Source organism: Pseudomonas mediterranea CFBP 5447 (assembly GCF_000774145.1).
Taxonomy (GTDB): Bacteria; Pseudomonadota; Gammaproteobacteria; order Pseudomonadales; family Pseudomonadaceae; genus Aquipseudomonas; species Aquipseudomonas mediterranea.
In genome coordinates this window covers 234,051-254,886 of the sequence record NZ_KN322983.1, presented here as the reverse complement: position 1 = coordinate 254,886, position 20,836 = coordinate 234,051, and the positions used below count along the sequence as shown (strand labels likewise).

Annotated in this window: 23 protein-coding genes; 2 read left to right on the top strand and 21 right to left on the bottom strand. The window is 64.1% G+C overall.

The features are described 5' to 3' along the window. Positions 1-21: 21 nt before the first annotated feature. The 19 genes from N005_RS06615 to N005_RS06525 all read right to left on the bottom strand — a co-directional run bounded on the left by N005_RS06615 (position 22) and on the right by N005_RS06525 (position 17,080). Positions 22-1,248, bottom strand: a complete 1,227-nt coding sequence (locus tag N005_RS06615) for a beta-ketoacyl-ACP synthase (protein ID WP_047700466.1) — start codon at positions 1,246-1,248, stop codon at positions 22-24. Continuing rightward, positions 1,248-1,976, bottom strand: coding sequence for a 3-oxoacyl-ACP reductase FabG (gene fabG, locus N005_RS06610; RefSeq protein WP_047700465.1), 729 nt, complete (start codon positions 1,974-1,976; stop codon positions 1,248-1,250). Before fabG ends, N005_RS06615 begins: the two co-directional genes overlap by 1 nt. After that, on the bottom strand, positions 1,973-2,440 hold the full coding sequence (locus tag N005_RS06605; protein WP_047700464.1) for a hotdog family protein: 468 nt from the start codon (positions 2,438-2,440) through the stop codon (positions 1,973-1,975). Before N005_RS06605 ends, fabG begins: the two co-directional genes overlap by 4 nt. Next, positions 2,437-3,633, bottom strand: coding sequence for a beta-ketoacyl-[acyl-carrier-protein] synthase family protein (locus N005_RS06600; protein WP_047700463.1), 1,197 nt, complete (start codon positions 3,631-3,633; stop codon positions 2,437-2,439). The genes N005_RS06605 and N005_RS06600 overlap by 4 nt, the downstream gene beginning before the upstream one ends. Next, positions 3,630-4,124, bottom strand: a complete 495-nt coding sequence (locus N005_RS06595; protein ID WP_047700462.1) for a DUF3261 domain-containing protein — start codon at positions 4,122-4,124, stop codon at positions 3,630-3,632. The genes N005_RS06600 and N005_RS06595 overlap by 4 nt, the downstream gene beginning before the upstream one ends. Next, the gene (locus tag N005_RS06590) at positions 4,121-4,849 is read right to left on the bottom strand and encodes a class I SAM-dependent methyltransferase (protein ID WP_047701014.1); all 729 of its coding nucleotides are present in this window, start codon (positions 4,847-4,849) and stop codon (positions 4,121-4,123) included. Before N005_RS06590 ends, N005_RS06595 begins: the two co-directional genes overlap by 4 nt. Before the next feature lie 5 nt (positions 4,850-4,854). Beyond that, entirely contained in the window at positions 4,855-6,102 is a 1,248-nt protein-coding gene (locus N005_RS06585; RefSeq protein ID WP_047700461.1) for an NAD(P)/FAD-dependent oxidoreductase, read from the bottom strand. Between the two features lie 51 nt (positions 6,103-6,153). Beyond that, on the bottom strand, positions 6,154-8,493 hold the full coding sequence (locus tag N005_RS06580) for an MMPL family transporter (protein ID WP_047700460.1): 2,340 nt from the start codon (positions 8,491-8,493) through the stop codon (positions 6,154-6,156). Then, entirely contained in the window at positions 8,477-9,070 is a 594-nt protein-coding gene (locus tag N005_RS06575; protein ID WP_047700459.1) for an outer membrane lipoprotein carrier protein LolA, read from the bottom strand. The genes N005_RS06580 and N005_RS06575 overlap by 17 nt, the downstream gene beginning before the upstream one ends. Next, the gene (locus tag N005_RS06570; RefSeq protein ID WP_047700458.1) at positions 9,067-9,492 is read right to left on the bottom strand and encodes an acyl-CoA thioesterase; all 426 of its coding nucleotides are present in this window, start codon (positions 9,490-9,492) and stop codon (positions 9,067-9,069) included. The genes N005_RS06575 and N005_RS06570 overlap by 4 nt, the downstream gene beginning before the upstream one ends. Beyond that, positions 9,485-11,029, bottom strand: a complete 1,545-nt coding sequence (locus tag N005_RS06565) for an HAL/PAL/TAL family ammonia-lyase (RefSeq protein WP_047700457.1) — start codon at positions 11,027-11,029, stop codon at positions 9,485-9,487. Before N005_RS06565 ends, N005_RS06570 begins: the two co-directional genes overlap by 8 nt. Continuing rightward, positions 11,010-11,954 carry a lysophospholipid acyltransferase family protein gene (locus N005_RS06560; RefSeq protein ID WP_047700456.1) on the bottom strand — a complete coding sequence of 315 codons (945 nt, stop codon included), beginning with the start codon at positions 11,952-11,954 and terminating at the stop codon, positions 11,010-11,012. The genes N005_RS06565 and N005_RS06560 overlap by 20 nt, the downstream gene beginning before the upstream one ends. Beyond that, positions 11,951-12,685 (bottom strand): glycosyltransferase family 2 protein, encoded by a 735-nt coding sequence (locus tag N005_RS06555; RefSeq protein WP_047700455.1) that lies wholly within the window; start codon positions 12,683-12,685, stop codon positions 11,951-11,953. The genes N005_RS06560 and N005_RS06555 overlap by 4 nt, the downstream gene beginning before the upstream one ends. 161 nt (positions 12,686-12,846) lie before the next feature. Further along, positions 12,847-14,526: an ApeI family dehydratase gene (locus N005_RS06550; RefSeq protein WP_047700454.1), complete on the bottom strand. Its 1,680-nt coding sequence runs from the start codon at positions 14,524-14,526 to the stop codon at positions 12,847-12,849. Beyond that, positions 14,523-15,068 carry a COG4648 family protein gene (locus N005_RS06545; protein ID WP_047700453.1) on the bottom strand — a complete coding sequence of 182 codons (546 nt, stop codon included), beginning with the start codon at positions 15,066-15,068 and terminating at the stop codon, positions 14,523-14,525. Before N005_RS06545 ends, N005_RS06550 begins: the two co-directional genes overlap by 4 nt. Beyond that, on the bottom strand, positions 15,065-15,319 hold the full coding sequence (locus tag N005_RS06540; RefSeq protein WP_030140951.1) for an acyl carrier protein: 255 nt from the start codon (positions 15,317-15,319) through the stop codon (positions 15,065-15,067). The genes N005_RS06545 and N005_RS06540 overlap by 4 nt, the downstream gene beginning before the upstream one ends. 9 nt (positions 15,320-15,328) lie before the next feature. Then, positions 15,329-15,586 (bottom strand): phosphopantetheine-binding protein, encoded by a 258-nt coding sequence (locus N005_RS06535; RefSeq protein WP_024779865.1) that lies wholly within the window; start codon positions 15,584-15,586, stop codon positions 15,329-15,331. After that, the gene (locus N005_RS06530) at positions 15,567-16,376 is read right to left on the bottom strand and encodes a lysophospholipid acyltransferase family protein (protein ID WP_047700452.1); all 810 of its coding nucleotides are present in this window, start codon (positions 16,374-16,376) and stop codon (positions 15,567-15,569) included. The genes N005_RS06535 and N005_RS06530 overlap by 20 nt, the downstream gene beginning before the upstream one ends. Beyond that, a complete protein-coding gene (locus tag N005_RS06525; protein ID WP_047700451.1) occupies positions 16,352-17,080 on the bottom strand; it encodes a beta-ketoacyl synthase chain length factor in 729 nt (242 codons plus the stop codon). Before N005_RS06525 ends, N005_RS06530 begins: the two co-directional genes overlap by 25 nt. 347 nt (positions 17,081-17,427) lie before the next feature. Between N005_RS06525 and N005_RS06520 the strand changes: the two genes are divergently transcribed. Continuing rightward, entirely contained in the window at positions 17,428-18,198 is a 771-nt protein-coding gene (locus N005_RS06520; RefSeq protein WP_047700450.1) for a ParA family protein, read from the top strand. Positions 18,199-18,318: 120 nt separating this feature from the next. On the opposite strand, the gene trxC is transcribed toward N005_RS06520, so the two are convergent. After that, complete coding sequence (trxC, locus tag N005_RS06515; protein WP_047700449.1) at positions 18,319-18,753, bottom strand: thioredoxin TrxC; 435 nt, start codon at positions 18,751-18,753, stop codon at positions 18,319-18,321. A 146-nt stretch (positions 18,754-18,899) separates the two neighbouring features. Here trxC and N005_RS06510 point away from each other — a divergent pair, with 146 nt between their 5' ends. Further along, a complete protein-coding gene (locus tag N005_RS06510) occupies positions 18,900-19,178 on the top strand; it encodes a hypothetical protein (RefSeq protein ID WP_047700448.1) in 279 nt (92 codons plus the stop codon). Positions 19,179-19,343: 165 nt separating this feature from the next. Here N005_RS06510 and selO read toward each other — a convergent pair whose 3' ends face one another. Further along, positions 19,344-20,807, bottom strand: coding sequence for a protein adenylyltransferase SelO (gene selO / locus N005_RS06505; protein WP_047700447.1), 1,464 nt, complete (start codon positions 20,805-20,807; stop codon positions 19,344-19,346). Positions 20,808-20,836: the final 29 nt, after the last annotated feature.

The following is a 20,836-nucleotide window of genomic DNA, read 5'->3' as shown; positions in this document are numbered from 1 at the left end:
CTTGACCAGAGGGGAGGGAAGTCAGCGCCAGCGACGGAAGATCAACGAAGTGTTGACCCCGCCAAAGGCGAAGTTGTTATTCATCACGTACTCATTGCTCATCGACCGGAACTCGTTGCGCAGGTAATCGAGCTGGCCGCATTGAGGATCGATCTCGTCGAGATTGCAGGTATGCACATACCGGTCGCGGTTCATCATCTCGATGCTGAACCAGGACTCCAATGCCCCGCAGGCACCCAAGGTATGACCCAGGAAGCTTTTCTGCGAACTGATGGGCATGTGTTCACCGAACAGGCTGCTGGTGGCCAGGGTTTCGGCAATGTCGCCCTGTTCGGTGGCGGTCCCGTGCCCGTTGACGTAGCCGATGGCGGAGGGTTCGAGGCCCGCATCTTCCAGGGCCAGCTCCATGGCCCGGCGCATGGTGACCAGCTCGGGACGAGTGGCATGCTGGCCGTCGGCGTTGCTGCCGAAGCCGACGATTTCGGCATGGATCCGCGCACCGCGGGCCAGGGCATGTTCCAGTTCTTCCAGGACCAGCATGCCGGCACCTTCACCGATCACCAGGCCATCGCGGCCCTTGTCGTAAGGGCGCGGGCTGGTCTGCGGCGCATCGTTCTTCAGGCTGGTGGCGTAGAGCGCATCGAAGACCATCGCTTCGGTCGGGCACAGTTCTTCCGCGCCGCCGGCAATCATCAACGGCAGGCGCCCGAACTTTATCGCCTCGTAGGCATAGCCGATGCCATGGCTGCCACTGGTGCAAGCGCTGGAGGTGGGAATCATCCGTCCGGTAAGCCCGAAGAAAATGCTGATATTGGCCGCCGTGGTATGGGGCATCATCCGCACGTAGGAGTTGGCGTTCAGGCCTTCGGCCACGCTGTTGAGCAGCATGTTGCCGAACGCCTTGACCTCGTCGGTGCTGCCGGTGGACGAGCCGCAGGACACGCCCATGCGCCCGTCCTTGATCGACTCGTCGCCCAACAGGCCGGCGTCGGCCAGGGCCTGTTCCGCCGCGGCGACCGCCAGGCGCGAGACCCGGCCCATGCTGCGCAGCTGCTTGCGCGTCCAGTGGGGCGGGACCTGGAAATCGTCGATGGGGCCGGCCAGGCGGGTGTTCAGTTCAGTGAAGCGGTCCCATTCGTCCATGCGCCGGATGCCGCTGCGGTTGGCGGCGAAGTTGGCGGCAATGGTCTCCCAATCGCTGCCCACGGAAGTGATGCCGGCCATGCCGGTGACGACGACGCGCTTCATCAGCACAAGCCTCCGTTGACGGCCAGGACCTGCCGGGTGATATAGCCGGCCTCGGCGGACATCAGGAAGTTCACCGCGCCGGCCACTTCTTCCGGAGTGCCCATGCGCTGGGCGGGAATCATTTTCATCAGTTCTTCCACGGGTACGTTTTCATCGAGCATGGCGGTGTCGATCAGTCCTGGCGCGACACAATTGACGGTGATCTTGCGCTTGCCGAGCTCGATTGCCAACGCCTTGGCCGCACCGATCAGTCCGGCCTTCGATGCGCTGTAGTTGACCTGGCCACGGTTGCCGATCAGCCCCGAAACCGAAGTGATGCAGACGATCCGTCCGGCGGCGCGACGACGGATCATCGGCATCATCACCGGATGCAGCACGTTGTAGAAACCGTCGAGGTTGGTGCGCATCACCGTGTCCCAATCGTCTTCGCTCAGTGCTGGAAACGCACCGTCGCGGGTCAGGCCTGCGTTGAGCACCACGCCATAGTAGGCGCCGTGGGTTTCGACGTCGGCCTCGAGGATGACTTTGCAGGCGGCACGGTCGGACACGTCGAATTGCAGGACCCGGGCCTGGCGACCGAGGGCCTGGATCTCGGCCTGGACGGCTTCGGTTTCGGCACGACCGCTGCGGCAGTGCAGCACGATGTCATGCCCGGCCTGGGCCAGGCGCAGGGCGATGGCGCGGCCGATGCCACGGCTGGAGCCGGTGACCAGTACGGATTCAGTCATGGCTGGTTTCCTGTTGCGGACGGTTCATGGAGGTAATGGGCGGACTGCGGCGGACGGAACACGTTGAGCCGGGCCGTGGCATGGATGCCGGGCGCTTCGATATGACACTCGAATACACCCATGCCGTTGTCGTCTTCCAGCGAGCGCACGCCACGGATGTCCAGTTCGGTGCCGGCAGGAAAACAGTCGACGTTGCATTCGAACTTGCGGGTGCCGAGCAGGAAGCCCAGTTCAACGGCGTCCCCGCGTCGACGCGCATGGCAACCGGCAAAAGCGGCGACGCTCTGGGCCATCAGCTCGATGCCGACCCAGGCTGGCAGGCTGCCGTCGTCGCGGTTGAACAAGCCACCGGGCTTGATGGTGGCATGGGTGTGGATCTGTTCGTCATCGAAGGCGACGACGCGGTCGATGAGGATCATGTCGCCTGCGTGGGGCAGCAGCTCGGCGAGTGGCCAGTCAATCATGGGGCATCTCCGATAATCAGGCTGACGTTGTTGCCGCCGAAGGCAAACGAATTGCTCATCAGGCGACGGGGGCCGGTCGGGTTCAGGCGGCTGTCGGCGCGGGTCCAGGCCAGGGCCGGCAGAGCAGGATCGGCCTGGCCGTCCCAGACATGAGGCGGCAGCGCCCGGTCAGGGTTTTCCGCGCTCAGGCTCAACCAGCAGAAGGCCGCTTCCAACGCGCCGGCCGCGCCCAGGGTGTGGCCGGTCATGGGTTTGGTGGAGGAACAGGGTACTCCGTGGGGGAACAGGCCGGCCACCGCATGGCTTTCCATGGCGTCGTTGTGTTGCGTGGCGGTGCCGTGCAGGTTCAGGTAGTCGATCTGGCTGGCCGCGAGGCCCGCGCAGAGCAAGGCTTTTTCCATGGCCTGGCGAGCGCCGCGGCCACTGGGTTCCGGGGCGGAAATATGATGGGCGTCGGAACTGGCGCCATCACCGAGCAAGGCAATCGGCGTTCCATTGCCCGGCGTCTTGCTCATCAGAAACAGCACGGCCGCCTCGCCGATGTTGATGCCGCTGCGGTTCACCGAAAACGGATTGCAGCGTTCGTCCGATACCGCTTCCAGCGCCGAAAAACCGTTGAGGGTCAGCTTGCACAGACTGTCCACCCCGCCACACAGCACCGCATCGCACAGGCCCAGGTCGAGCAGGCGCCGGGCGCTCATCAAGGCGCGGGCGCTGGAAGTGCAGGCGGTGGAGATCACATAGGACGGGCCGCTCAGGCCGAGCCAGTCGGAGAGGAAATTGGCCGGCGCGCTGAGTTCCTGCTGCTGATAGTCGTAGCCGTCCGGGAAGCGCTGCTCGCGCAGGTAATGGGCAATGCCCTGGCTGGCCTCGTCGATCCCCGAGGTGCTGGTGCCCAGCACAATGCCGATGCGCGCACCACCGTAAGCCTGGATGGCCCGGTCGATCTCGGCACGGATCTGCAACCCGGCTTCCAGCAGCAGCTGATTGTTGCGGCTGCCATGGGCGGCCAGGGTTTCGGGGATGGGGGCCAGAGCACCCGTCACCGAGGCCACCGGCAGGGCACGCTCGGCCACCCACCCGGCTTCGACACGCAGGCCCGAGCAATCGCCGGCGAACAGGTTGCGCGCCACTTCATGTTTGTCGCGGCCCAGGGCACAGATCACACCGAGGGCATTCAAATAGGCGGTCATGGCGCGCTCTCGGTCAGCGGTGTGATGCGGTAATGGGGGCCTTGGGGCAGGTTCAGTTGGAAGTCCATTGGCTGCTGGTAACGCACCTGCCAGCGGGAGTCCAGGGTTCGTTGCGCAGCCTGTTGCCGGGCGCTCGGGTAATTGCCGGACAGCTCGGTTTCAGGCGTCAGGGCGAACAGCAGCGCGGCGAACAGCTCCCGCGCTTCGGCGTTGGGTGGCAGCAGGCCGTCGGCTTGCCACTGGCCGTCGATCAGGCGCTGACGGGCCAGGGGAATACCCAGCGGATCCATCATCGACCAGCGAATACCGGTGTCTTCGCGCTGGATCACCAGCAGCCAGTCCTGGCGCTGCCCGGCCAGTTGTCGCTCGATGTGCAACTGCAGCGGCAGCGCCAGGGTGGGCGTGCGCTCGGGCAGTGGCGCGTGGCTGGCGCAGGCGCCGAGCAGCAACAGGCAGCCGATCAGCAAGCCGCCGAGGCAGGTACGGATCATGTGCCAACCCCTTCGACGGGCTTGCGGGCCACGACGTTGACCAGGGTTTCCTCCCGCTCGCCGAACGGTCGGGGGCGGCGCAGGCCAAAACGCTCCAGCAGGCCGAAGTCCTTGGCGCGACTCCACCACAGGTAGGGATAGGACACGTTGCCGGTTTCGAATTGGAACCCTTGCCGGCGGATCATCTCCAGGTACTGCGCGGCGCTTTTCTGTACATGCATGGGATGGCGGAACAGCCAGCGGATGACCCAGGTATCGATGTAGGCCTCGGTGGATTCGGCGAACATCAGATAACCGCCGGGCTTGAGCACGCGATAGAACTCGGCCAGGGCTTTTTCCTGTTCCACCAGATGATGGAAGGTCTGGTGACAGAACAGCAGGTCGACGCTGGCATCCGGTACCGCCAGGGTTGCGCAGTCGCTGCCGACCAGCTCCACGGCCATGCCCTGGCGGGCCGCTTCTTCGGCGCTCAGCGCCAGGCTGTGGGGATCGGCATCGACGCCGATCAGCCGTTGTGGCGTGAACGCCTGGCGCAGGTACTGGAACGATTTGCCCTGGCCGCAACCGGCATCCAGTAGCACCGGGGCGGCCGGCAATGGTGCGCTGAACAGGTTGCGCAGGTCATTGATCGCCACGCGCAGCACATGGTGCTGCCAGGTGTGGCTGCGCAGGAACCAGAAGCCGAAGCGGGTTTCTTCGACGTAGTTGTCGCTGAGGTAGTTCATCTCGTTCATGGGGCCGGGCTCGCACAGATTTCCGAGAGCATGCGCAGGCGACGCTTGGGTTCGCTGACGAACGGGTTGCGTTGGTCCCAGGCATAACCGGCCAGGATCGAGCTGATCATGCGGCGGATATCGGCAGAACCTTCGGTATAGAAGATCACGTCCTGGAAGGTGCCGGCGTACCAGCCCTCGACGTAGCAGCGGAAGGTATCGACGCCGCGCTTGAGTGGTTCGGCGAATTCGCTTTGCCAGTCCACGCTTTCGCCTTGCAACTGACGATGCAACACGTCGGCCGCCATGCTTGCCGAGCGCATGGCGATGGTCACGCCGGAGGAAAACACCGGGTCGAGGAACTCCGCGGCGTTGCCCAGCAGGGCGAAACCTGGACCATGCAGGGTTTTGACATTGGCCGAGTAGCCGCCGATGGTCCGTGCCGGGGTGTCCCACACGGCGTTCTCCAGCACCTTGGCGAGGCTGGGAGTCTCATCGATGAAACTCCGCAGGCAGGCGTCGAGGTCGTCGGTGCGGCCGGCAAAATGTTCCGCCGCCGCGACCACGCCAACCGAGCAGCGCCCGCCACTGAACGGAATGGTCCAGAACCAGATGTCGCGCTGGGTCGGGTGGGTGGTGATGAGGATTTTCTCCCGGTCGAAGGCCGGCGCATCGATGCGGTCCTCGACATGGGTGAAGACGGCCTGGCGCACCGGGAAGTTCGACGGCGCCTCAAGGTCCAGCAAGCGCGGCAGCACTCGACCATAGCCGCTGGCGTCGAGGACGAAATCGGCCTCGATCCGATATTCGCTGCCGTCCTCGCGCTGCACGCCCAGTTGCGGCTTGGCGAGGTTGAAATCGACCCTGGCGATGGCTTCGCCGTAGCGAATTTCCACCCCATGCAATGCGGCCTGGTCGGCCAGCAGCTTGTCGAAATCGGCGCGTTGTACCTGGAAGGTGGTGGGCTTGCCTTCGCTGAAGGTGTCGCCGAAATCGAAGGCGCTGTAACGCTCGCCCCAGGCGAAGGCCGCGCCGTTCTTGCGTTGGAAGCCGGCGGCATTCACCGCGTCGAGCATGCCGGCCTCTTCGACGAAGTCCAGGCAATGGGACAACAGGCTCTCGCCGATGGAGAACCGGGGGAAATGCTGGCGTTCGATGACCAGCACATCGTGGCCCTTGCGCTTGAGCAGTGCGGCCGCGATGGCGCCGGACGGCCCCGCGCCGATGATGACGACCTGGCGACGTTCCATTTCAGTTGCAGGCATTTGGACTCCTTGCCGAGGCAGCGATGTTCGAGTGTGAAGAGGGCGTAATCATCATTGGGCGGGTTCCAGCACAGGTGTTGCATGCGCCTGGCGTCCGGCCCACGGCGCCAGCATGAAGCTGAATGCCAGCCCCAGGCTTACCGCCAGGCCGAAGTTGCTCACCGCCGGCGTACTGGATAGCGCCAGCAGGCCGAACGACAGCCACGTGGTGACCGCCGCGAGCAGGGTGCCCAGCAGGCTCACGGCGGCGCCGCCGATCTGCTCGCGCATCAGGATCGCGTAATCGACGCCGATGGCCGTCACCAGCAACAGACCGAACAGGCTGAACAGCGTCAGCGGTTGCCCCAGCCAGCCCAGGCTCGCCAGGCTGCACAGCGCGGCCAGCAGCGGCAGGGCGACGATGCGCAACGCTGCCCTGGCGCCGAACGGCCAGATCAATACCAGCACGATCAGTACGCAGGAAGCCAGCTTGAGCTCGGCGGCGCTGATCTGTGTGGCGGCGAACACCCGGTTCAGATCGCCCAGGCGATCCACCAATTGCACACCGGGCAGATCCACCGCCTGCAAGCGCAGCAGCGCCGCATCGTTCAAGCCTTGCAGGCTGACCATCGCGGCCACGCCTTGCGCCGTCGGGCCGAGCCAGAGGGGACGGTACGGCTCGGCCAACGGACCGGACAGGGCGGCATCGATGTCTTCCACCGGCAAGGCCTGCAATTGGGCCAGCTCCGCCTGCAAGGCCGCGACCGGCACGCCGAGATCCAGCAGCGGTTGCCAGAACGCCGGGAGCCGCGCCAGGGCTTCACGTACCTTTTGCTGCTCGGCCGGCGGGCTGACCAGTTGGTTCAGCGACAGGTAGCCCTGGAGTTTTTCCAGGCCGATCAACTGGTCCAGCCGTTCGTTGAGGGCGGTCTGGCGCTCCAGCAGTTGGGATTGATTATCGGCACGGATCAGGAAGAACTGGCTGGTGGGCTGGAAACCGGTGATACGGGCGATGTCGCGGGCCTCGTCGGTCAGGTGCTGGGGCGTGCCGATCCATTGGCGGATGTCATTCTTCGTGTTCAGGTGCCAAAGCCCACCGGCGCAGAAAATCAGCAGCAACGCCAGCAGGATCGGCGTGGGAACCCGGGCCAGCAGTGCTTCGCGGACCTTGAGCAACTGTTCGCAGAACTGTAGCGGCCATTGGGCGGGACGCAGGTCGGTGCCCTTGAGCAGCGCTGGCAGCAGGCAGACCGCCGTCAGGTAGGCGCCGAGCAGCCCGGCGGCGGAAAATACCGCGATCTGGGTCAGGGCCGGAAAGGGCGTCCAGGCCAGGGCCAGATAGCCGATGCAAGTGGTCGCCAGGCTCAGGCTCAGCCCCGGCAGGGTCAGGCGCAGGGCCGGCCAGCTGCGCCAGGGCTTGAGGCTCCAGCTCTTGGACAGGTAGTGCAGCGGATAGTCCACCGCCACGCCGATCAGGCTCGAGCCCAGCACCAGGGTCATGACATGCATGCGCCCGAACAGCGCCACGCAGGCCACCGCGCCGAACAGCATGCCCACCAGCACCGGCAGGAACGCCAGCCATACCCGCAGGCGTCGGAAGGCCAGCAACAACAGCAACAGAATGCCGACGGTGGCGCCACCGCCGACCCAGGTGATTTCCCTGGAGGCCTGTTGCTGGCCGCTGGCGGCGTACAGCAGGCCGCTGGCCGCCAACAGCTGGCCCTGGGCCTGGCTCGCCTGGTCACGGCTGCGTTGCAGCAGATCGGCCACTTGCAGCGGCAGGTTCATGTCGAAGGCGTTGCCTTGGGTGCGAGCCCGCAGCATCACCCAGCTTTTGCCGTCGGCATCGGCGATCAATGCACCGCTGCCCACATCCAGCTGTATCGCGCCGCGCTGGGGCTGGCTGTTCTGGATGCGCCCGGTCAGGCCCAGCCAGTCATCCTGGCTCGGTACCAGGCTGAAGCCGCTGAGCGGGTCGAACAGGGCTTGCACCCGCTGCTGGATGAACGCCTGGGGCTGCTCGATCAGTTGCTGACGGTCCGCAACCGAGAGCATCGCCAGGCGCCCGTTCAGCAATTGCGTACGCAGCGCCGGCAAATCGGCTTGCAGCGTCCACTGGACCTTATCGAACAGGCCGCTGGCCTGCCATTGTTCGCCAAGGGTTTGCGCCAGGGCGATGGCTTGCTGGCGGTCGGCATGACCGACCAGCACCAGCACCTCGCGATTCAGCGGTTCCTGCATGCGCTGCTCTGCGACAAGCTCCAGGGCATCGGGGGACGTGCCCGGCACCAGCTCCATGAGATTGACCGACAGTGGTGCACCGTTGCGCCATTGCCAGCCGGCGAGCGCCAGCACCGCCAGCAGCAGGATCAGGAACAGCCGTGGCAGGCTGCGTTCACTCGGCAAAGTCATGTTGCTCCGCTTCGCTCAAGGGTTGCGTGGCGACGCTATCCTGCATGCGCAGCACCGTGCGGTCGCCTTGGGTTTCCAGCAGCTCGATGCGCTGCACCAGCTCGCCGCCGTCGATGTTGATCTGGTTGAACACCTGTTTGAGCAGCACCGAACGCGGGGTCAGGGTCAGTTTCCACTGTTGCGGCTCGCCCGACAGGCTCAGTTCGAAGTCCCGCAGCAGGCCGCTGCTGTCGCCCTGCAACACGGCCAGGAACAGCCGGTTCTGCTCGGCGCCGGCGCTCTTGTTCGGCAACATTTGCCAGGCGTTGCCGTCCCGTCGGGCGATGCCCTGGGCGGTAATGCGGTAATCCTGTTGCAGCGGCGTCTGCAGCAGCCACAGCAGCCCTTGTTTTTTTGCCAGCACGAAATGTCCCTTGCTGACGAGCGGTTGGGGCAGGGCGCGCAGGTGCTTTTCCTGGATGAACTGGCCGTGGATGACATCCGGGCGGGCCAGCTGTTCGCTCAGTTGCTGCAAGTCGAAGGCCTGGGCCAGGGGCGACAGGCAGAACAGTAGCAACCAGAGGGACAGGCGCTTCATGACAGTTTCCTTTCGACGGCGTCGACAAACACCTTGGGCGAGGCCAGCAGCATCTCGCGTGTCGTGACGTCCACGGCCACCTGCACCGAGCTGGCACGGGTCAGGCGTTCGCCGGTGAGCGTGTCGCTGATCAGGTAGTTGATCTTCAATCGGTTCTCCCACTCCACCAGGCTGGCGCGCACAGTCAGGGCCTGGCCGAACACCGCGCTGCGCACGTAACGCAGTTGCAGGTCGATCACGGGCCACGCGTATCCAGCGGCGAGCATGTCGTTGTAGTTGTGGCCGATCTCATCGAGCAAGGCGCAGCGGGCCACTTCCAGGTATTTGACGTAGTGGCCGTGCCAGACGACGTGCATCGAATCGACATCGAAAAACGGTACGACAATCTGCGTTTCGACATGCAGCACGCCCTGGCTACGCATGCAGCCTCCAATGTTGCTCGGCGATGCGTCGCAGGCACAGGCGCAGTTCGCCTTCCAGGGCGCGGTCTTCGATGACCGGCGGGAAATCCGTAGCCAGTTGTTCGTGCATGGCGGCCAGGGCCGGTGGCAGCGGTCGCGCGTCTTCGGCACGGCTGCGCAGCCACACGCCCTGGTTGGCCGCCAGCAGTGTCGCGGCGGCGACCTGTTCGGTCAGCTCCAGTACGCGGATCGCATCCCGGGCGGCGATGGTGCCCATGCTGACCTTGTCCTGGTTGTGGCACTCGGTGGAGCGCGAGAACACGCTGGCCGGCAGGGTGTTTTTCAGGGCTTCGGCGGTCCAGGCGCTGGCGCCGATCTGCACGGCCTTGAAGCCATGGTTGAGCATCGCCCGCTCGGCGCTGGCGCCGGACAGGTTGCTTGGCAGGCCATGGTTGTAGCGCGCGTCCACCAGCAGGGCGAGTTGGCGGTCGAGCAGGTCGGCGACGTTGGCCACCAGGTTCTTCAGGCTGTCCATGGCGAAGGCGATGTGACCGCCGTAGAAGTGCCCGCCGTGCAACACCCGCTCGGCTTCGGCGTCGATGATCGGGTTGTCGTTGGCGCTGTTGAGTTCGGTCTCGATGAACGCGCGCAGCCAGCTCAGGCTGTCGGCCAGCACGCCGAGCACATGGGGGGCGCAGCGCAGGGAGTAGCGATCCTGCAGGCGATGCAGCGGCGCGGTCGGCGCGTCGATCGCCAGGTCCTTGCGCAGCCACGCGGCGACCTGCATCTGTCCCGGGTGTGGCTTGGCGGCGAACAGGCGCTCGTCGAAGTGTTCGGGGTTGCCTTGCAAGGCGACGACGTTCAGCGCGGTGATGCGGGTCGCCAGTTGCAGCAGGTAGTCGGCCCGGGCGAAGGCCAGGCAGGCGAGGCCGGTCATCACGGCGGTGCCGTTCATCAGCGCCAGGGCTTCCTTGGGCCGCAGCACCAGCGGTGTCCAGCCCAGTTCGCGGTGTACATCGGCGGCCAGCCGGCGCTCGCCACGGTACATGACTTCACGTTCACCGGAGAGTGTCGCGGCCACATAGGACAGCGGCGTCAGGTCGCCGCTGGCGCCCACCGAGCCCTCTTCCGGAATCAGCGGCAGGATGTCGTGTTCGAGAAAAGCCTGGAGACGTTCGAGCAGTTCAACCCGTACCCCGGAGACGCCATGGCACAGCGACTGCAAGCGCGCGGCCAGCACCGAACGGGTGGCCTGGGCATCCAGCAGCTTGCCCAGGCCGCAGCCGTGGAAGGTATACAGGTGGCGTGGCAGGGCCTCGACGTGGTGCAACGGCACAGCCACCACACAGGAGTCGCCGTAGCCAGTGGTCACGCCGTAGATCACCCCTTCCTTGTCCAGCAGGGAGTCGAGAAATTGCGCACCCTTGGCGATGCGCTGGCGGAACGCCGGGTCATCCTGCAACTGTGTCGGCGCCTGGCGGTTGGCCAGGGCCAGCACGTCTTCGATGCGCAGGGCGCGTTCGCCGAAGGTTACCGGCTCAAGAGTGGGCATCGTCATCGGTCTTCCAGAATGGGTAAAAGTTGAACCACTGTTGGGGGGCCTGGAGGCAATACTGCGCCAGGCGCTCGGCGTAGCGACCGGCCCAGTGGGCGATCACTTGCTCGCGTTCGGTGCGTTTCCACACCACGGCATTGGCGAAGGGCTCGAGGGTGACGCGATAGCGCCCCTCGTGCTTGAGGCACATCAGCAGGTTGACCGGACATTTCAGCAGGCCGGCCATCAGCCACGGCCCTTGGGGGAACGCGGCCGGGTGCCCCATGAAATCCACGGTCACGCTGCGCCCGCCGTGCAGCGGTACGCGGTCGCCGGCAATCGCCAGCCACTCGCCACGCTCCAGGCGCTCGCTCAGTTGCAGCATCACCGCCGGATCCAGTTCGCTGACCTGGATCAGCCGCAGGTGCGTGGCGCCGGCTTCACCCAGCAGCCGATTGAATTGTTCGGCATGCTTGGTGTGCACCAGCACGTTCATGGTGACTTTTTCGCCCAACTCGGCCAGGGCCCGGCACATTTCCAGGTTGCCCAGGTGCGCGCCCACCAGCATCTGCCCGCGGGCACCACGCAGGTGATTGCGCAGCAGTGCCGTATCGACGATTTCGATCTGGTCGATGCTCAGCTTGCCGTTCCACACGTCGAGCTTGTCCAGCAGCGAGTCGGCGAACGCCATGAACTGTCTGAAAACTTTCCGGTGGGTGGGGCGCAGCTCGATACGGCCGCTCCAGTCGGCCAGGCGCTGCTGATACTGCCAGGCTGCCTGGCGAGCGCTGCGACCGAAAATGAAGAAGTACAGGACGATGCCGTACAGCAACGGGCTCAGCAGACGACGGCCGAGCACTTTGGCGGCGAACGCGGTGAGTTTCATCAACCAGAAACTGCCGCGCTCCTGACGATCGGCCCAATGCTGCTTGTCTGCCTGAAGACTCATGCCCGCCACCGTCGCCAGAGAATCAGGGGAGCACGGACCAGCATGCCGAAGAACAGGCGGGTGTGCATGCTGGAAATCAGCACGTTGTCGTGGAACAGGCGGAAGTGCGAAACCCCGTCCTGGGGGTAGTGGACCCGGGTGCGCAGCCAGCGCATCGGCTGGTTACGCCAGGCCAGTCGCACGAGGATGTCCGAATCGAAATCCATGCGCTTGCCAATGTTCGCCGAGTTGATCAGCGCCAGGGTCGCCGGCAGGGGGTAGACCCGGAAGCCGCACATGGAATCGCGGATCTGCAGGGACAGGCTGTTGATCCAGACCATGACGTGGGTCAGGTAGCGAGCGTACAGGCGACCTTTTGGCACGCTGGCGTCGTATTGCGGGTAACCGCAGATCAATGCTTGCGGGTGGGCGCGGGACTGGTCGACGAAGGTTCTCACATCATCGAGGTCGTGCTGTCCATCGGCGTCCACCTGCAAGGCATGGCTGAAGCCCAGGCGCGAAGCTTCCCGCAGGCCGGTCATGACGGCGCCACCCTTGCCCTGGTTGACCGCCAGCCTGACCAGGTGAACCCGCTCATCGACCGCCAGCCGCTCCAGCACCGCCGCGCAGGCCGGGCTGCTGGCGTCATCGACCAACACGCAGGGCAGGTTGTTGGCGAGCAACGCCTGGACTACCGAGGCGATGGCGGTTTCGTGGTTGTAGACGGGGATGACGGCGCAGGGGTTATGCATGTCTTTTGCCTTCCACCGAATCCTTGTGGCGAGGGGATTCATCCCCGCTGGGTTGCGCAGCGACCCCAAGTCCTGTGCAGCACCACAATTCGTTGGCGAGTGCTTCGCACTCGAGCGGGGATGAATCCCCTCGCCACAATGGGGCGATGTGTTCAGGAAAATCAGGCATCAGCCGCCCCCAGCACAATCCGCCCACTGGAACACGCCGCCGTATCATTGCGGTAGGCGAAATACAGCTTGCCGCGCTCGCGGTCGAAGCGCAGGTGCAGCTGGATTTCATCGCCGGGACGGACCAGTTGCTGGAACTTCAGCACTTCCATCCCGATGAAGCGCGGTGGCAGGTCCAGCAGTTGCCGGCCCAGGTTCAGGGCCCAATCGACCTGCACCACGCCGGGCAACACCGGGGCAGTAGGAAAGTGGCCGCTGAAGTACGCCAGGTCCGGCGGCACGACCAATTGCAGGCTCCATTCGCCGTCGGTCTCGACCTGCTCCAGTACGTCAGGCGTCTTTGCGCGCGGTGCCGTCAGCAGGGCTTCGACCTCTGCCTGGGGCAGCTTGCCTTGGGCGTTGAGGGGCAACTGGCGCAGCCAGCGCCAGCGCCGTGGCAGGGCCAGTGTTTCGCAATGTCCGCTCAGGTGGCGGCGCAAGGCTTCGGTCACGGCGCGACGGCCCTGGTTACGCAAGGCGCGCAGGCCGGCTTCACTCAGTACCAACAGCGCGCCGAGGGAGGCACGATTTTCCCGTACCACCCCCAGCCGTGCTTCGCTCACCCAGTCGTGGGCCACCAGCGCCTGTTCCAGCATCGGCAGGGAGATGCGCTTTTCTTCGAGCTTGACGATGCGGTCCAGGCGTCCGAGCAGTTCGAAGCGCCCATCGGCGCCAATCCGTGCCGCGTCGGCGGTGTGTTCCACATGACCGGGCGGCAGATAGGGCGAGGCGATCAGCAAGGCGCCGTCGCTGTCCTGGCTCAGTTCGACGCCAGCAAAGGGCTGCCACCGTTCCTCGCCCTGACGCCAGGCGATACCGCCGGTTTCCGAACTGCCGAATATTTCCGTCGGCCATTGGCCCAGGCGTTGCCGCAGGCTTTGGGCGGCTTCGGCCGGCAAGGCGCCGCCGGAGGAAAACACCCGGCGCACGCTGCTCAAGGCCGTCCAGTCGAGGTTGTCGCCCATGCGCTTGAGCAGCGCCGGGCTGGCGACCCAGGCGAAGACCGGGTGCTCGCGGCTGGCACGTTGCAGGTCTTCCGGAAACGCCAATTGCCGACGCACGAACGGCCGTCCCGCGCACAGCGGCCACAGGACCCGGAACAGCAGGCCGTAGATATGCTGGGCGGCGACGCTGCCAATCATGCAGGCCGGGCCCAGCTCGGCGCCCCACAACTCCTCCAGGGCCTGGACCTCATTGCTCAGCTGACGCAGGTTTTTCTCGATGCGCTTGGGCTCGCCGCTGGAACCGGAGGTGCACAGGCTCAGCCAGCATTGGTCGAGGTCCAGCTCGACAGGCTCCAAGGGGGCTTGTCGCAAGTCGCCAGGATGGGTATCGCCAGGCTGCTCGGTCAACCACAGGTCGACCTCGGCCGACCAGCGCTGGCGGGTCTGGGCCTGCAGGTCGGCCGGAAGCAGGACGCGCACCCCGGCACGCCAGGCACCGAGCAGGGCGATGGCCAGGTCGGCGGCGTCTTCCAGGTGCACGGCCATACGCTGTACACCGCGAGCGCGCAGGCCAGCGGCCAGGCACAGCGCCTCGTCCCGCAGCTGCGAATGGCTGAGTGCCGGATCGACTGCAACTGCGCGCTCCGGCTGAGCCTTGAGCAATATCTGCTCAAGTTTTATCCAATTCATGGGCGGCCTCTTACCTTTTGTCGTATGAGCCATTCAATGGCAAACAGCAGCCCCATCAATCCGTAGGAAATCAGGCCGGTGTACAACATCCACCAACTCAGCGGCGCCCAGAGGGTCAGGGCGGCGGCGAGCAAACCGTTACACAGGAAAAACACACTCCAGGCCACTGTGACCTGGCGGGTATACACCACCGCTTTTGCCGGCAGCTGCGGTTCACGCAGGCGGGCTATGCGCTCGATCACCGGCGGACCGTATTTCAGGCTCAGGGCGAACATCCCGAGCATGAAGGCACTGATCAGTACCGGATACCAACGCAGCAGGAGCGGGTTATCGAACAGCGCGAGCAACCCGCAGAACACGATCGCCGCGACCGCCATCCAGAGATTGCCGGGCCCGCGGTCAACCAGCAATGCCCGGGCCAGCCACAGGCTACCCAGCAGCAGGCCGAACTGCCAGGGGGCGAAGTGCTCCATGCCGAAATACACCGCAAAGGGGTACAGCAGGCCCGCCAATAGCAGGCCAAGGCCAATCAGCCGGCTCATGCGGCCGGTTGGACCAGTCGATAGACCGCCTCGACCACGTCGTTGACGGTGCGTACGGACTTGAATTCTTCAGCCGCGATTTTCTTGCCGGTCTGGCGCTTGATGTGGTCGATCAGATCGACCGCGTCGATGCTGTCGATTTCCAGGTCCTGATACAAGTTCGATTCCAGCGTCACGCGCTCAGGGTCCAGTTCGAAAAGCTCAACCAGGGCATCGCGCAGGGTGTTGAAAATGTCGTCACGAGTTTGCATGGTCCGGTCTCAAGCGCGTTTTGCAGTGACGAAGGCCGCAAGGCTTGCCACATTGCTGAAATGGTTGCGGGTGTCCTTGGCGTCGGCATCTATCTTGATGCCGTACTGTTTCTGAATGGCCAGGCCAAGCTCCAGGGCATCCACAGAATCCAGGCCCAGGCCTTCGCCGAACAGGGTCTGGTGGTCACCGATGTCGTCGACCTCGATATCCTCCAGGCCGAGGGCGTCGATGATCAGCTGTTTGATGTCACGGTGCAGATCGCTCATCTTCGGCGAGCTCCTTGATGAAATAGTGATGCAAAAAGTCGTTGAGCCTGCGCGAAGCAAGGGGCGGCGGGCCGAGCGTGGCGAACGCCCCTGGATCTATATCGGCCCCCACATGGAAACTGAAGTGCACGCGCCGTTGGGGAATGCGGTACCAGGGTTCGGCCTTGGTCAGGGTGGTCGGGCTGACCTTGATGGTCACGGGCGTGAGGATTTTCGCACCCCGCAGGGCAATGGCCGCGGCGCCCCGATGAAAGGCCGGCGCCTGGCCTGGCTGGGTGCGCGTACCCTCGGGGAACACAATCAGGGCCTGGCCATCTTTCAGGGCGTCGCTGGCGGCGTCGAGCATGTCCATGCTGCCGTCGTTGCTGATGTATTGGGTCGAGCGCAACGGGCCGCGGGTGAAGGGGTTGTCCCAGAGGCTTTGCTTGACCACGCAGTTGGCATCGCGCACCAACCCGATCAGAAAGACCACGTCGATCAGCGACGGATGATTGGCGATGATCATTTGTCCGGGACGGCCAAGTTTTTCTGCGCCGTCGATCTGATAGGTGAGCACGCCGGTGCGGGCCATGAACCGGATGAAGAACCAGAACAGCCGCCCAACCGTGCGCCGGGCCCGTTGCCGATGGGCCTCGGGATCGCCGGGCCACCAGGCCAGCAGCGGAAACACCAGCAACCGCAGGCACAGCCCGCCCAGCCCGAACAGGGCGAAGCTTGCCGCGGTCGCGAACAGGCGCCAGTAATAGGCGTCGCGATGCTTGCTTGTCACCGGTTGCGTTGCCAGGTCCATACGCGATTCTTCCAGGCATGTTGGCAGGTGGTTTCGTTGTTCAGCAGCGTGCGCAGCAGGTCCAGGGCATGGGGCCAGTCGCTGCCCGACGGTTGAGCCTGTGGGGTGGACAAGGCCAGTTGCCAGTCGTCGCCCGGAGTCAGCAGCAGCCCTATCGCATAGGGAAACGGCACGTCGTCGACCCAAGGTGCATAGACCTGGGGTGGTTGTTCTTCGGTGATGACCAGCAGCACCGCCGGCGCGCCCTCATTCAACAGCGCGGCAGCTTCCAGAACGCCATGTTCCAGCCCATCGCCTGTGGCGGCCAGGGCGGTCATCTCGCTGGTTTCGTTGCGCATGATCGACCACAGGCCGATCACTGCGTTGTGCACCGACAGGCTGAACTGGGTGGGCGACAACGGTTGGTCGGCTGCCAGGTCCTTGAGAATCTCGAAGGTGCGCGGGGTTTCCCCGTGGCGGGAAATAAAGACCAACGGCAGGTCCGGCCGGCCTTCGGCCAGGGGCCAGCCGACACTGAAGGCCATCCGCGCCAGGCGGCTGAGACGACGGCGCTGCATGGCCGGCAGGAACGAAACATCAGGGGCGGCGTCGTTGACGGGCAATATCACCGGCTGTCGGCTCCACGCCTGCCAGTCGTCCACGCTTTCGAGCCCAGGGGCCCATGCGCGCCATTGGGCGATATTGAATTTGATCAAAAGATTCATCCCACCCCTGCGGGCTTCTTATTGTCACGGTTCAGTGGTTGACCCGCGTCCAACCCAGCATGGTCTTGCGACCCAAATGGCGCGCATTATCCCGGTGCCGTTGGCTTGTAGCAAACAATGGTTACATATAAGCGGGAAAACCTGATGATGGGTTCGTCACGGCTCGGGCGTCTCATTATCGCGATTATGTCGAGCCTGTCTGTCAGATGCTTCTGTCATCCTTGGAGCGGATTGACGCTTAGTGACCGGAAAAAGCCACTAACGCTGTAGTCCACCCATGCTGAAGGTAGCGAAGCGGTGTCATCGCCTACTACACTCGGGAATCTTTGATACACGGAGGTTTTGACATGCGGCGCGTGGTATTCAATCAGAAAGGTGGCGTGGGCAAGTCCAGCATCGCCTGCAATCTGGCGGCGGTCAGCGCCAGCGAAGGGTATCGCACGTTGTTGGTGGACCTGGATGCACAGGCCAATTCCACCCAATACCTGACCGGCCTCACCGGCGACGATATCCCGATGGGCATTGCCGATTTCTTCAAGCAGACCTTGTCGTCCGGACCCTTTTCAAAGAAGAACAAGGTCGATATCTACGAAACGCCGTTCGATAACCTGCATGTCATCACCGCCACCGCCGAACTGACGGATTTGCAGCCCAAGCTTGAGGCGAAGCACAAGATCAACAAGCTGCGCAAATTGCTCGAAGAGTTGGACGAGGACTACGACCGGATTTACCTGGATACCCCGCCGGCCCTGAATTTTTACGCGGTTTCAGCGTTGATTGCGGCAGATCGCGTATTGATCCCTTTCGATTGCGACAGTTTTTCCCGTCAGGCGTTGTATGGCCTGTTGGCGGAAATCGAAGAGCTCAAGGAGGACCATAACGACGGCCTGGAGATCGAAGGCATCGTGGTCAACCAGTTCCAGGCCCGGGCCAGCCTGCCGCAACAGATGCTCGACGAACTGATCGCCGAGGGCTTGCCGGTACTGCCGGTGTACCTGAGCAGTTCGGTGCGCATGCGCGAGTCCCACCAGGCCAGCCTGCCGCTGATTCATCTGGACGCACGGCACAAGCTGACCCAGCAGTTCGTGGAATTGCACGGGTTGCTGGAAAACGCCTGATCAACAGGCCTCTGCCGCCCATGTGGGAGCGAGCCTGCTCGCGATAGCGGACTGACAGGCACCTCGATGTTGAATGTGCTTGCGCATCGCGAGCAGGCTCGCTCCCACAGTGAAGGGGGTTCAAATGCCCTGGCTGCGCAACCAGCTCATCAACTGCGGCAAGGGCAACGCGCCGCTCTGGCGCGCGACCTCCTTGCCGTTCCTGAACAGGATCAGGCTGGGAATCGAACGAATCCCCAGTTGTGCCGACAACTGCTGATTGGCTTCGCTGTCGAGTTTAGCCAGGCGGCATTTGCCGGTCAGTTGCGTGGCAGCCTGTTCGAATACCGGCGCAAAGGATTTGCAGGGCCCGCACCAGTCCGCCCAGACATCCACCAACAACGGCAGGTCGCCTTTGATCTGGCTGGCATAGTCGCCCTGTTTCAGTTCGAACGGTTTGTCCAATAGCACCGGGGCCTTGCAGCGCCCGCACTTGGGCTGGTCGCCCAGACGTTCGGCAGCCAGGCGATTGAGCCCGTTGCAATGGGGGCAGGGAATCAGCATCGGGTCAGGCATGGTGGGCTCCAGAAGACAGTCATGACGCTGATCTGGTGTCGGCGAGGCGGTTTATCAAGGCTGCCATTCATCAGATGCGCCGCACTGACGCCCTCAGATGACCTCAAAAAACCACAACGCATCTGTTCGCAACCCCAGGAGGTCCCATGAGCCATCCTCGAGAACCTGTCACGCGCGCACCGCAGGACAACCCCAACGACGACGGCTGGGTGCTCGGCACCGCCGGTCGCGACGAAGACCCGAATGCCGCTCCCGCCTACGCAACCGATCGCCGCCACGAACGAGACGAACTGACCCCGGAAGACGCCCGCGGCCTGCCCGGCTACCCCGAGAAAAAAACGCCGACCAAACCGGCTGACAAGGATGTCTCCGAGACAGAGCCGGGAATCGAGACGCCCGAGCAGGGGAACGACAAGGTTGGGTGAGTGGATAATGCCGGTCAGCCAAGAATAAAACCGGGCACAGCTTTTGTGGCGAGGGAGCTTGCTCCCGCTGGGCTGCGCAGCAGACCCAAGCTTTTTGACGCGAGCGCTACGCACTCGAGCGGGAGCAAGCTCCTTCGCCACAGGGCATTCATCGTCCAATGCGTCTCAGGACGAGCAACTGATCTCCAGATGCTTGCCCCACTCCGGCGGCCGTTGCGCATAGCTGTCCATGCCCGGCTGCTTCTCGAACGGGCGGCTCAGCACGGTATGCAGGCGGCGGACCTCTTCGTAGTCGCCTGATTCGGCGGCATCGATAGCGTTCTGCGCCAGATAGTTGCGCAGCACGTACAGCGGATTCACCGCATGCATGCGGACACGGCGTTGCTCCTGATCGAGGCTGCCTTCACGGCCGACGCGGGCGATATAAAGGGCGCCCCAGGCGTCGAAACCCTTGAGGTCGACGAAGTCGTCACGCAGTGTGGCGACGGCCTGTTCTGGAGATTGATCGCCCAACCGGCGGAAGAACAGGCTGTAGTCGACGCCGCTGTTCTGCATCAGTTGCAGCAGGCGCTCCACCAGCTTCTGGTCATCGTCCTCGGCGCGGGTCAGGCCGAGGCGTCGGCGCATCAGGTCCAGGTAATGGGCCTGGTAAAGCGGCAGGTACAAGCCCAGGGTCTCGCGCAGGGCTTCGACGCTGATGAACGGCGTCAGGGCCTGGGCCAGGGCGCTGAGGTTCCACTGGCCAATGGGCACCTGGTTACTGAAGGAATAACGGCCCTGGTCATCGGAATGGTTGCAGATGAAATTGGCGTCGAAGTCATCGAGGAAGGCAAACGGCCCGAAGTCGAAGGTGATGCCCAGGATCGACATGTTGTCGGTGTTCATCACGCCATGGCAGAAGCCATAGGCCTGCCATTTCGCAATGAGTTCGGCGTTGCGTTCGACGATTTCGCGGAACATCGCCAGGTACGGTTCCGGTTGTTCACGGCATTCGGCGAAGTGCAGGTTCAGCACGTGTTCGGCAAGGGCTGCATGCAGCTCGGGTTTCTTGGTGTAGTAGAAATACTCAAAGTGACCGAAACGCACATGGCTCGGCGCCAGGCGCAGCACCATGGCGGCGCGCTCCTGCTTTTCACGCCACACCGGGGTGTCCGAGCCGATCACGCACAAGGCGCGGGTGGTGGGGATGCCCAAGGCGTGAAGCGCTTCGGATGCCAGGAATTCACGGATCGAGGAGCGCAACACCGCCCGCCCGTCGCCCATCCGTGAGAACGGCGTCTGGCCCGCGCCCTTGAGGTGCAGGTCCCAGTGTTCGCCGGCTTCGTTGTACACCTCGCCCAGCAGCAGGCCTCGGCCATCACCCAGTTGCGGGTTGTAGTGGCCGAACTGATGCCCGGAATACACCATCGCCCGAGGCTCGGTTTCGGCCCACAGCTTATGCCCGCCGAACAGCTCGGCGAACAGCGGCGCCTGGGCTTCGGCCGGGTCCAGGTCCAGCAGCGCCATGGCGGCGGGACTGGCGACGACCAGCCGTGGGTTGTCGATGGGTTCGGGCAGCACATGGGCGGAAAAACCGTCGCCCAGGCGGGCGAAGCGGTTATCGAAGGACAAGGTTTCCAGCGTTTTCATGGCCGTCTCCAGCGCGATGCCCGGTGGCA

What these genes read in the sequence shown, in the direction of transcription:
- N005_RS06615 (WP_047700466.1), bottom strand. Translation starts at nt 1,248, where the DNA reads ATGAAGCGCGTCGTCGTCACCGGCATGGCCGGCATCACTTCCGTGGGC.
- fabG (WP_047700465.1), bottom strand. Translation starts at nt 1,976, where the DNA reads ATGACTGAATCCGTACTGGTCACCGGCTCCAGCCGTGGCATCGGCCGC.
- N005_RS06605 (WP_047700464.1), bottom strand. Translation starts at nt 2,440, where the DNA reads ATGATTGACTGGCCACTCGCCGAGCTGCTGCCCCACGCAGGCGACATG.
- N005_RS06600 (WP_047700463.1), bottom strand. Translation starts at nt 3,633, where the DNA reads ATGACCGCCTATTTGAATGCCCTCGGTGTGATCTGTGCCCTGGGCCGC.
- N005_RS06595 (WP_047700462.1), bottom strand. Translation starts at nt 4,124, where the DNA reads ATGATCCGTACCTGCCTCGGCGGCTTGCTGATCGGCTGCCTGTTGCTG.
- N005_RS06590 (WP_047701014.1), bottom strand. Translation starts at nt 4,849, where the DNA reads ATGAACTACCTCAGCGACAACTACGTCGAAGAAACCCGCTTCGGCTTC.
- N005_RS06585 (WP_047700461.1), bottom strand. Translation starts at nt 6,102, where the DNA reads ATGCCTGCAACTGAAATGGAACGTCGCCAGGTCGTCATCATCGGCGCG.
- N005_RS06580 (WP_047700460.1), bottom strand. Translation starts at nt 8,493, where the DNA reads ATGACTTTGCCGAGTGAACGCAGCCTGCCACGGCTGTTCCTGATCCTG.
- N005_RS06575 (WP_047700459.1), bottom strand. Translation starts at nt 9,070, where the DNA reads ATGAAGCGCCTGTCCCTCTGGTTGCTACTGTTCTGCCTGTCGCCCCTG.
- N005_RS06570 (WP_047700458.1), bottom strand. Translation starts at nt 9,492, where the DNA reads ATGCGTAGCCAGGGCGTGCTGCATGTCGAAACGCAGATTGTCGTACCG.
- N005_RS06565 (WP_047700457.1), bottom strand. Translation starts at nt 11,029, where the DNA reads ATGACGATGCCCACTCTTGAGCCGGTAACCTTCGGCGAACGCGCCCTG.
- N005_RS06560 (WP_047700456.1), bottom strand. Translation starts at nt 11,954, where the DNA reads ATGAGTCTTCAGGCAGACAAGCAGCATTGGGCCGATCGTCAGGAGCGC.
- N005_RS06555 (WP_047700455.1), bottom strand. Translation starts at nt 12,685, where the DNA reads ATGCATAACCCCTGCGCCGTCATCCCCGTCTACAACCACGAAACCGCC.
- N005_RS06550 (WP_047700454.1), bottom strand. Translation starts at nt 14,526, where the DNA reads ATGAATTGGATAAAACTTGAGCAGATATTGCTCAAGGCTCAGCCGGAG.
- N005_RS06545 (WP_047700453.1), bottom strand. Translation starts at nt 15,068, where the DNA reads ATGAGCCGGCTGATTGGCCTTGGCCTGCTATTGGCGGGCCTGCTGTAC.
- N005_RS06540 (WP_030140951.1), bottom strand. Translation starts at nt 15,319, where the DNA reads ATGCAAACTCGTGACGACATTTTCAACACCCTGCGCGATGCCCTGGTT.
- N005_RS06535 (WP_024779865.1), bottom strand. Translation starts at nt 15,586, where the DNA reads ATGAGCGATCTGCACCGTGACATCAAACAGCTGATCATCGACGCCCTC.
- N005_RS06530 (WP_047700452.1), bottom strand. Translation starts at nt 16,376, where the DNA reads ATGGACCTGGCAACGCAACCGGTGACAAGCAAGCATCGCGACGCCTAT.
- N005_RS06525 (WP_047700451.1), bottom strand. Translation starts at nt 17,080, where the DNA reads ATGAATCTTTTGATCAAATTCAATATCGCCCAATGGCGCGCATGGGCC.
- N005_RS06520 (WP_047700450.1), top strand. Translation starts at nt 17,428, where the DNA reads ATGCGGCGCGTGGTATTCAATCAGAAAGGTGGCGTGGGCAAGTCCAGC.
- trxC (WP_047700449.1), bottom strand. Translation starts at nt 18,753, where the DNA reads ATGCCTGACCCGATGCTGATTCCCTGCCCCCATTGCAACGGGCTCAAT.
- N005_RS06510 (WP_047700448.1), top strand. Translation starts at nt 18,900, where the DNA reads ATGAGCCATCCTCGAGAACCTGTCACGCGCGCACCGCAGGACAACCCC.
- selO (WP_047700447.1), bottom strand. Translation starts at nt 20,807, where the DNA reads ATGAAAACGCTGGAAACCTTGTCCTTCGATAACCGCTTCGCCCGCCTG.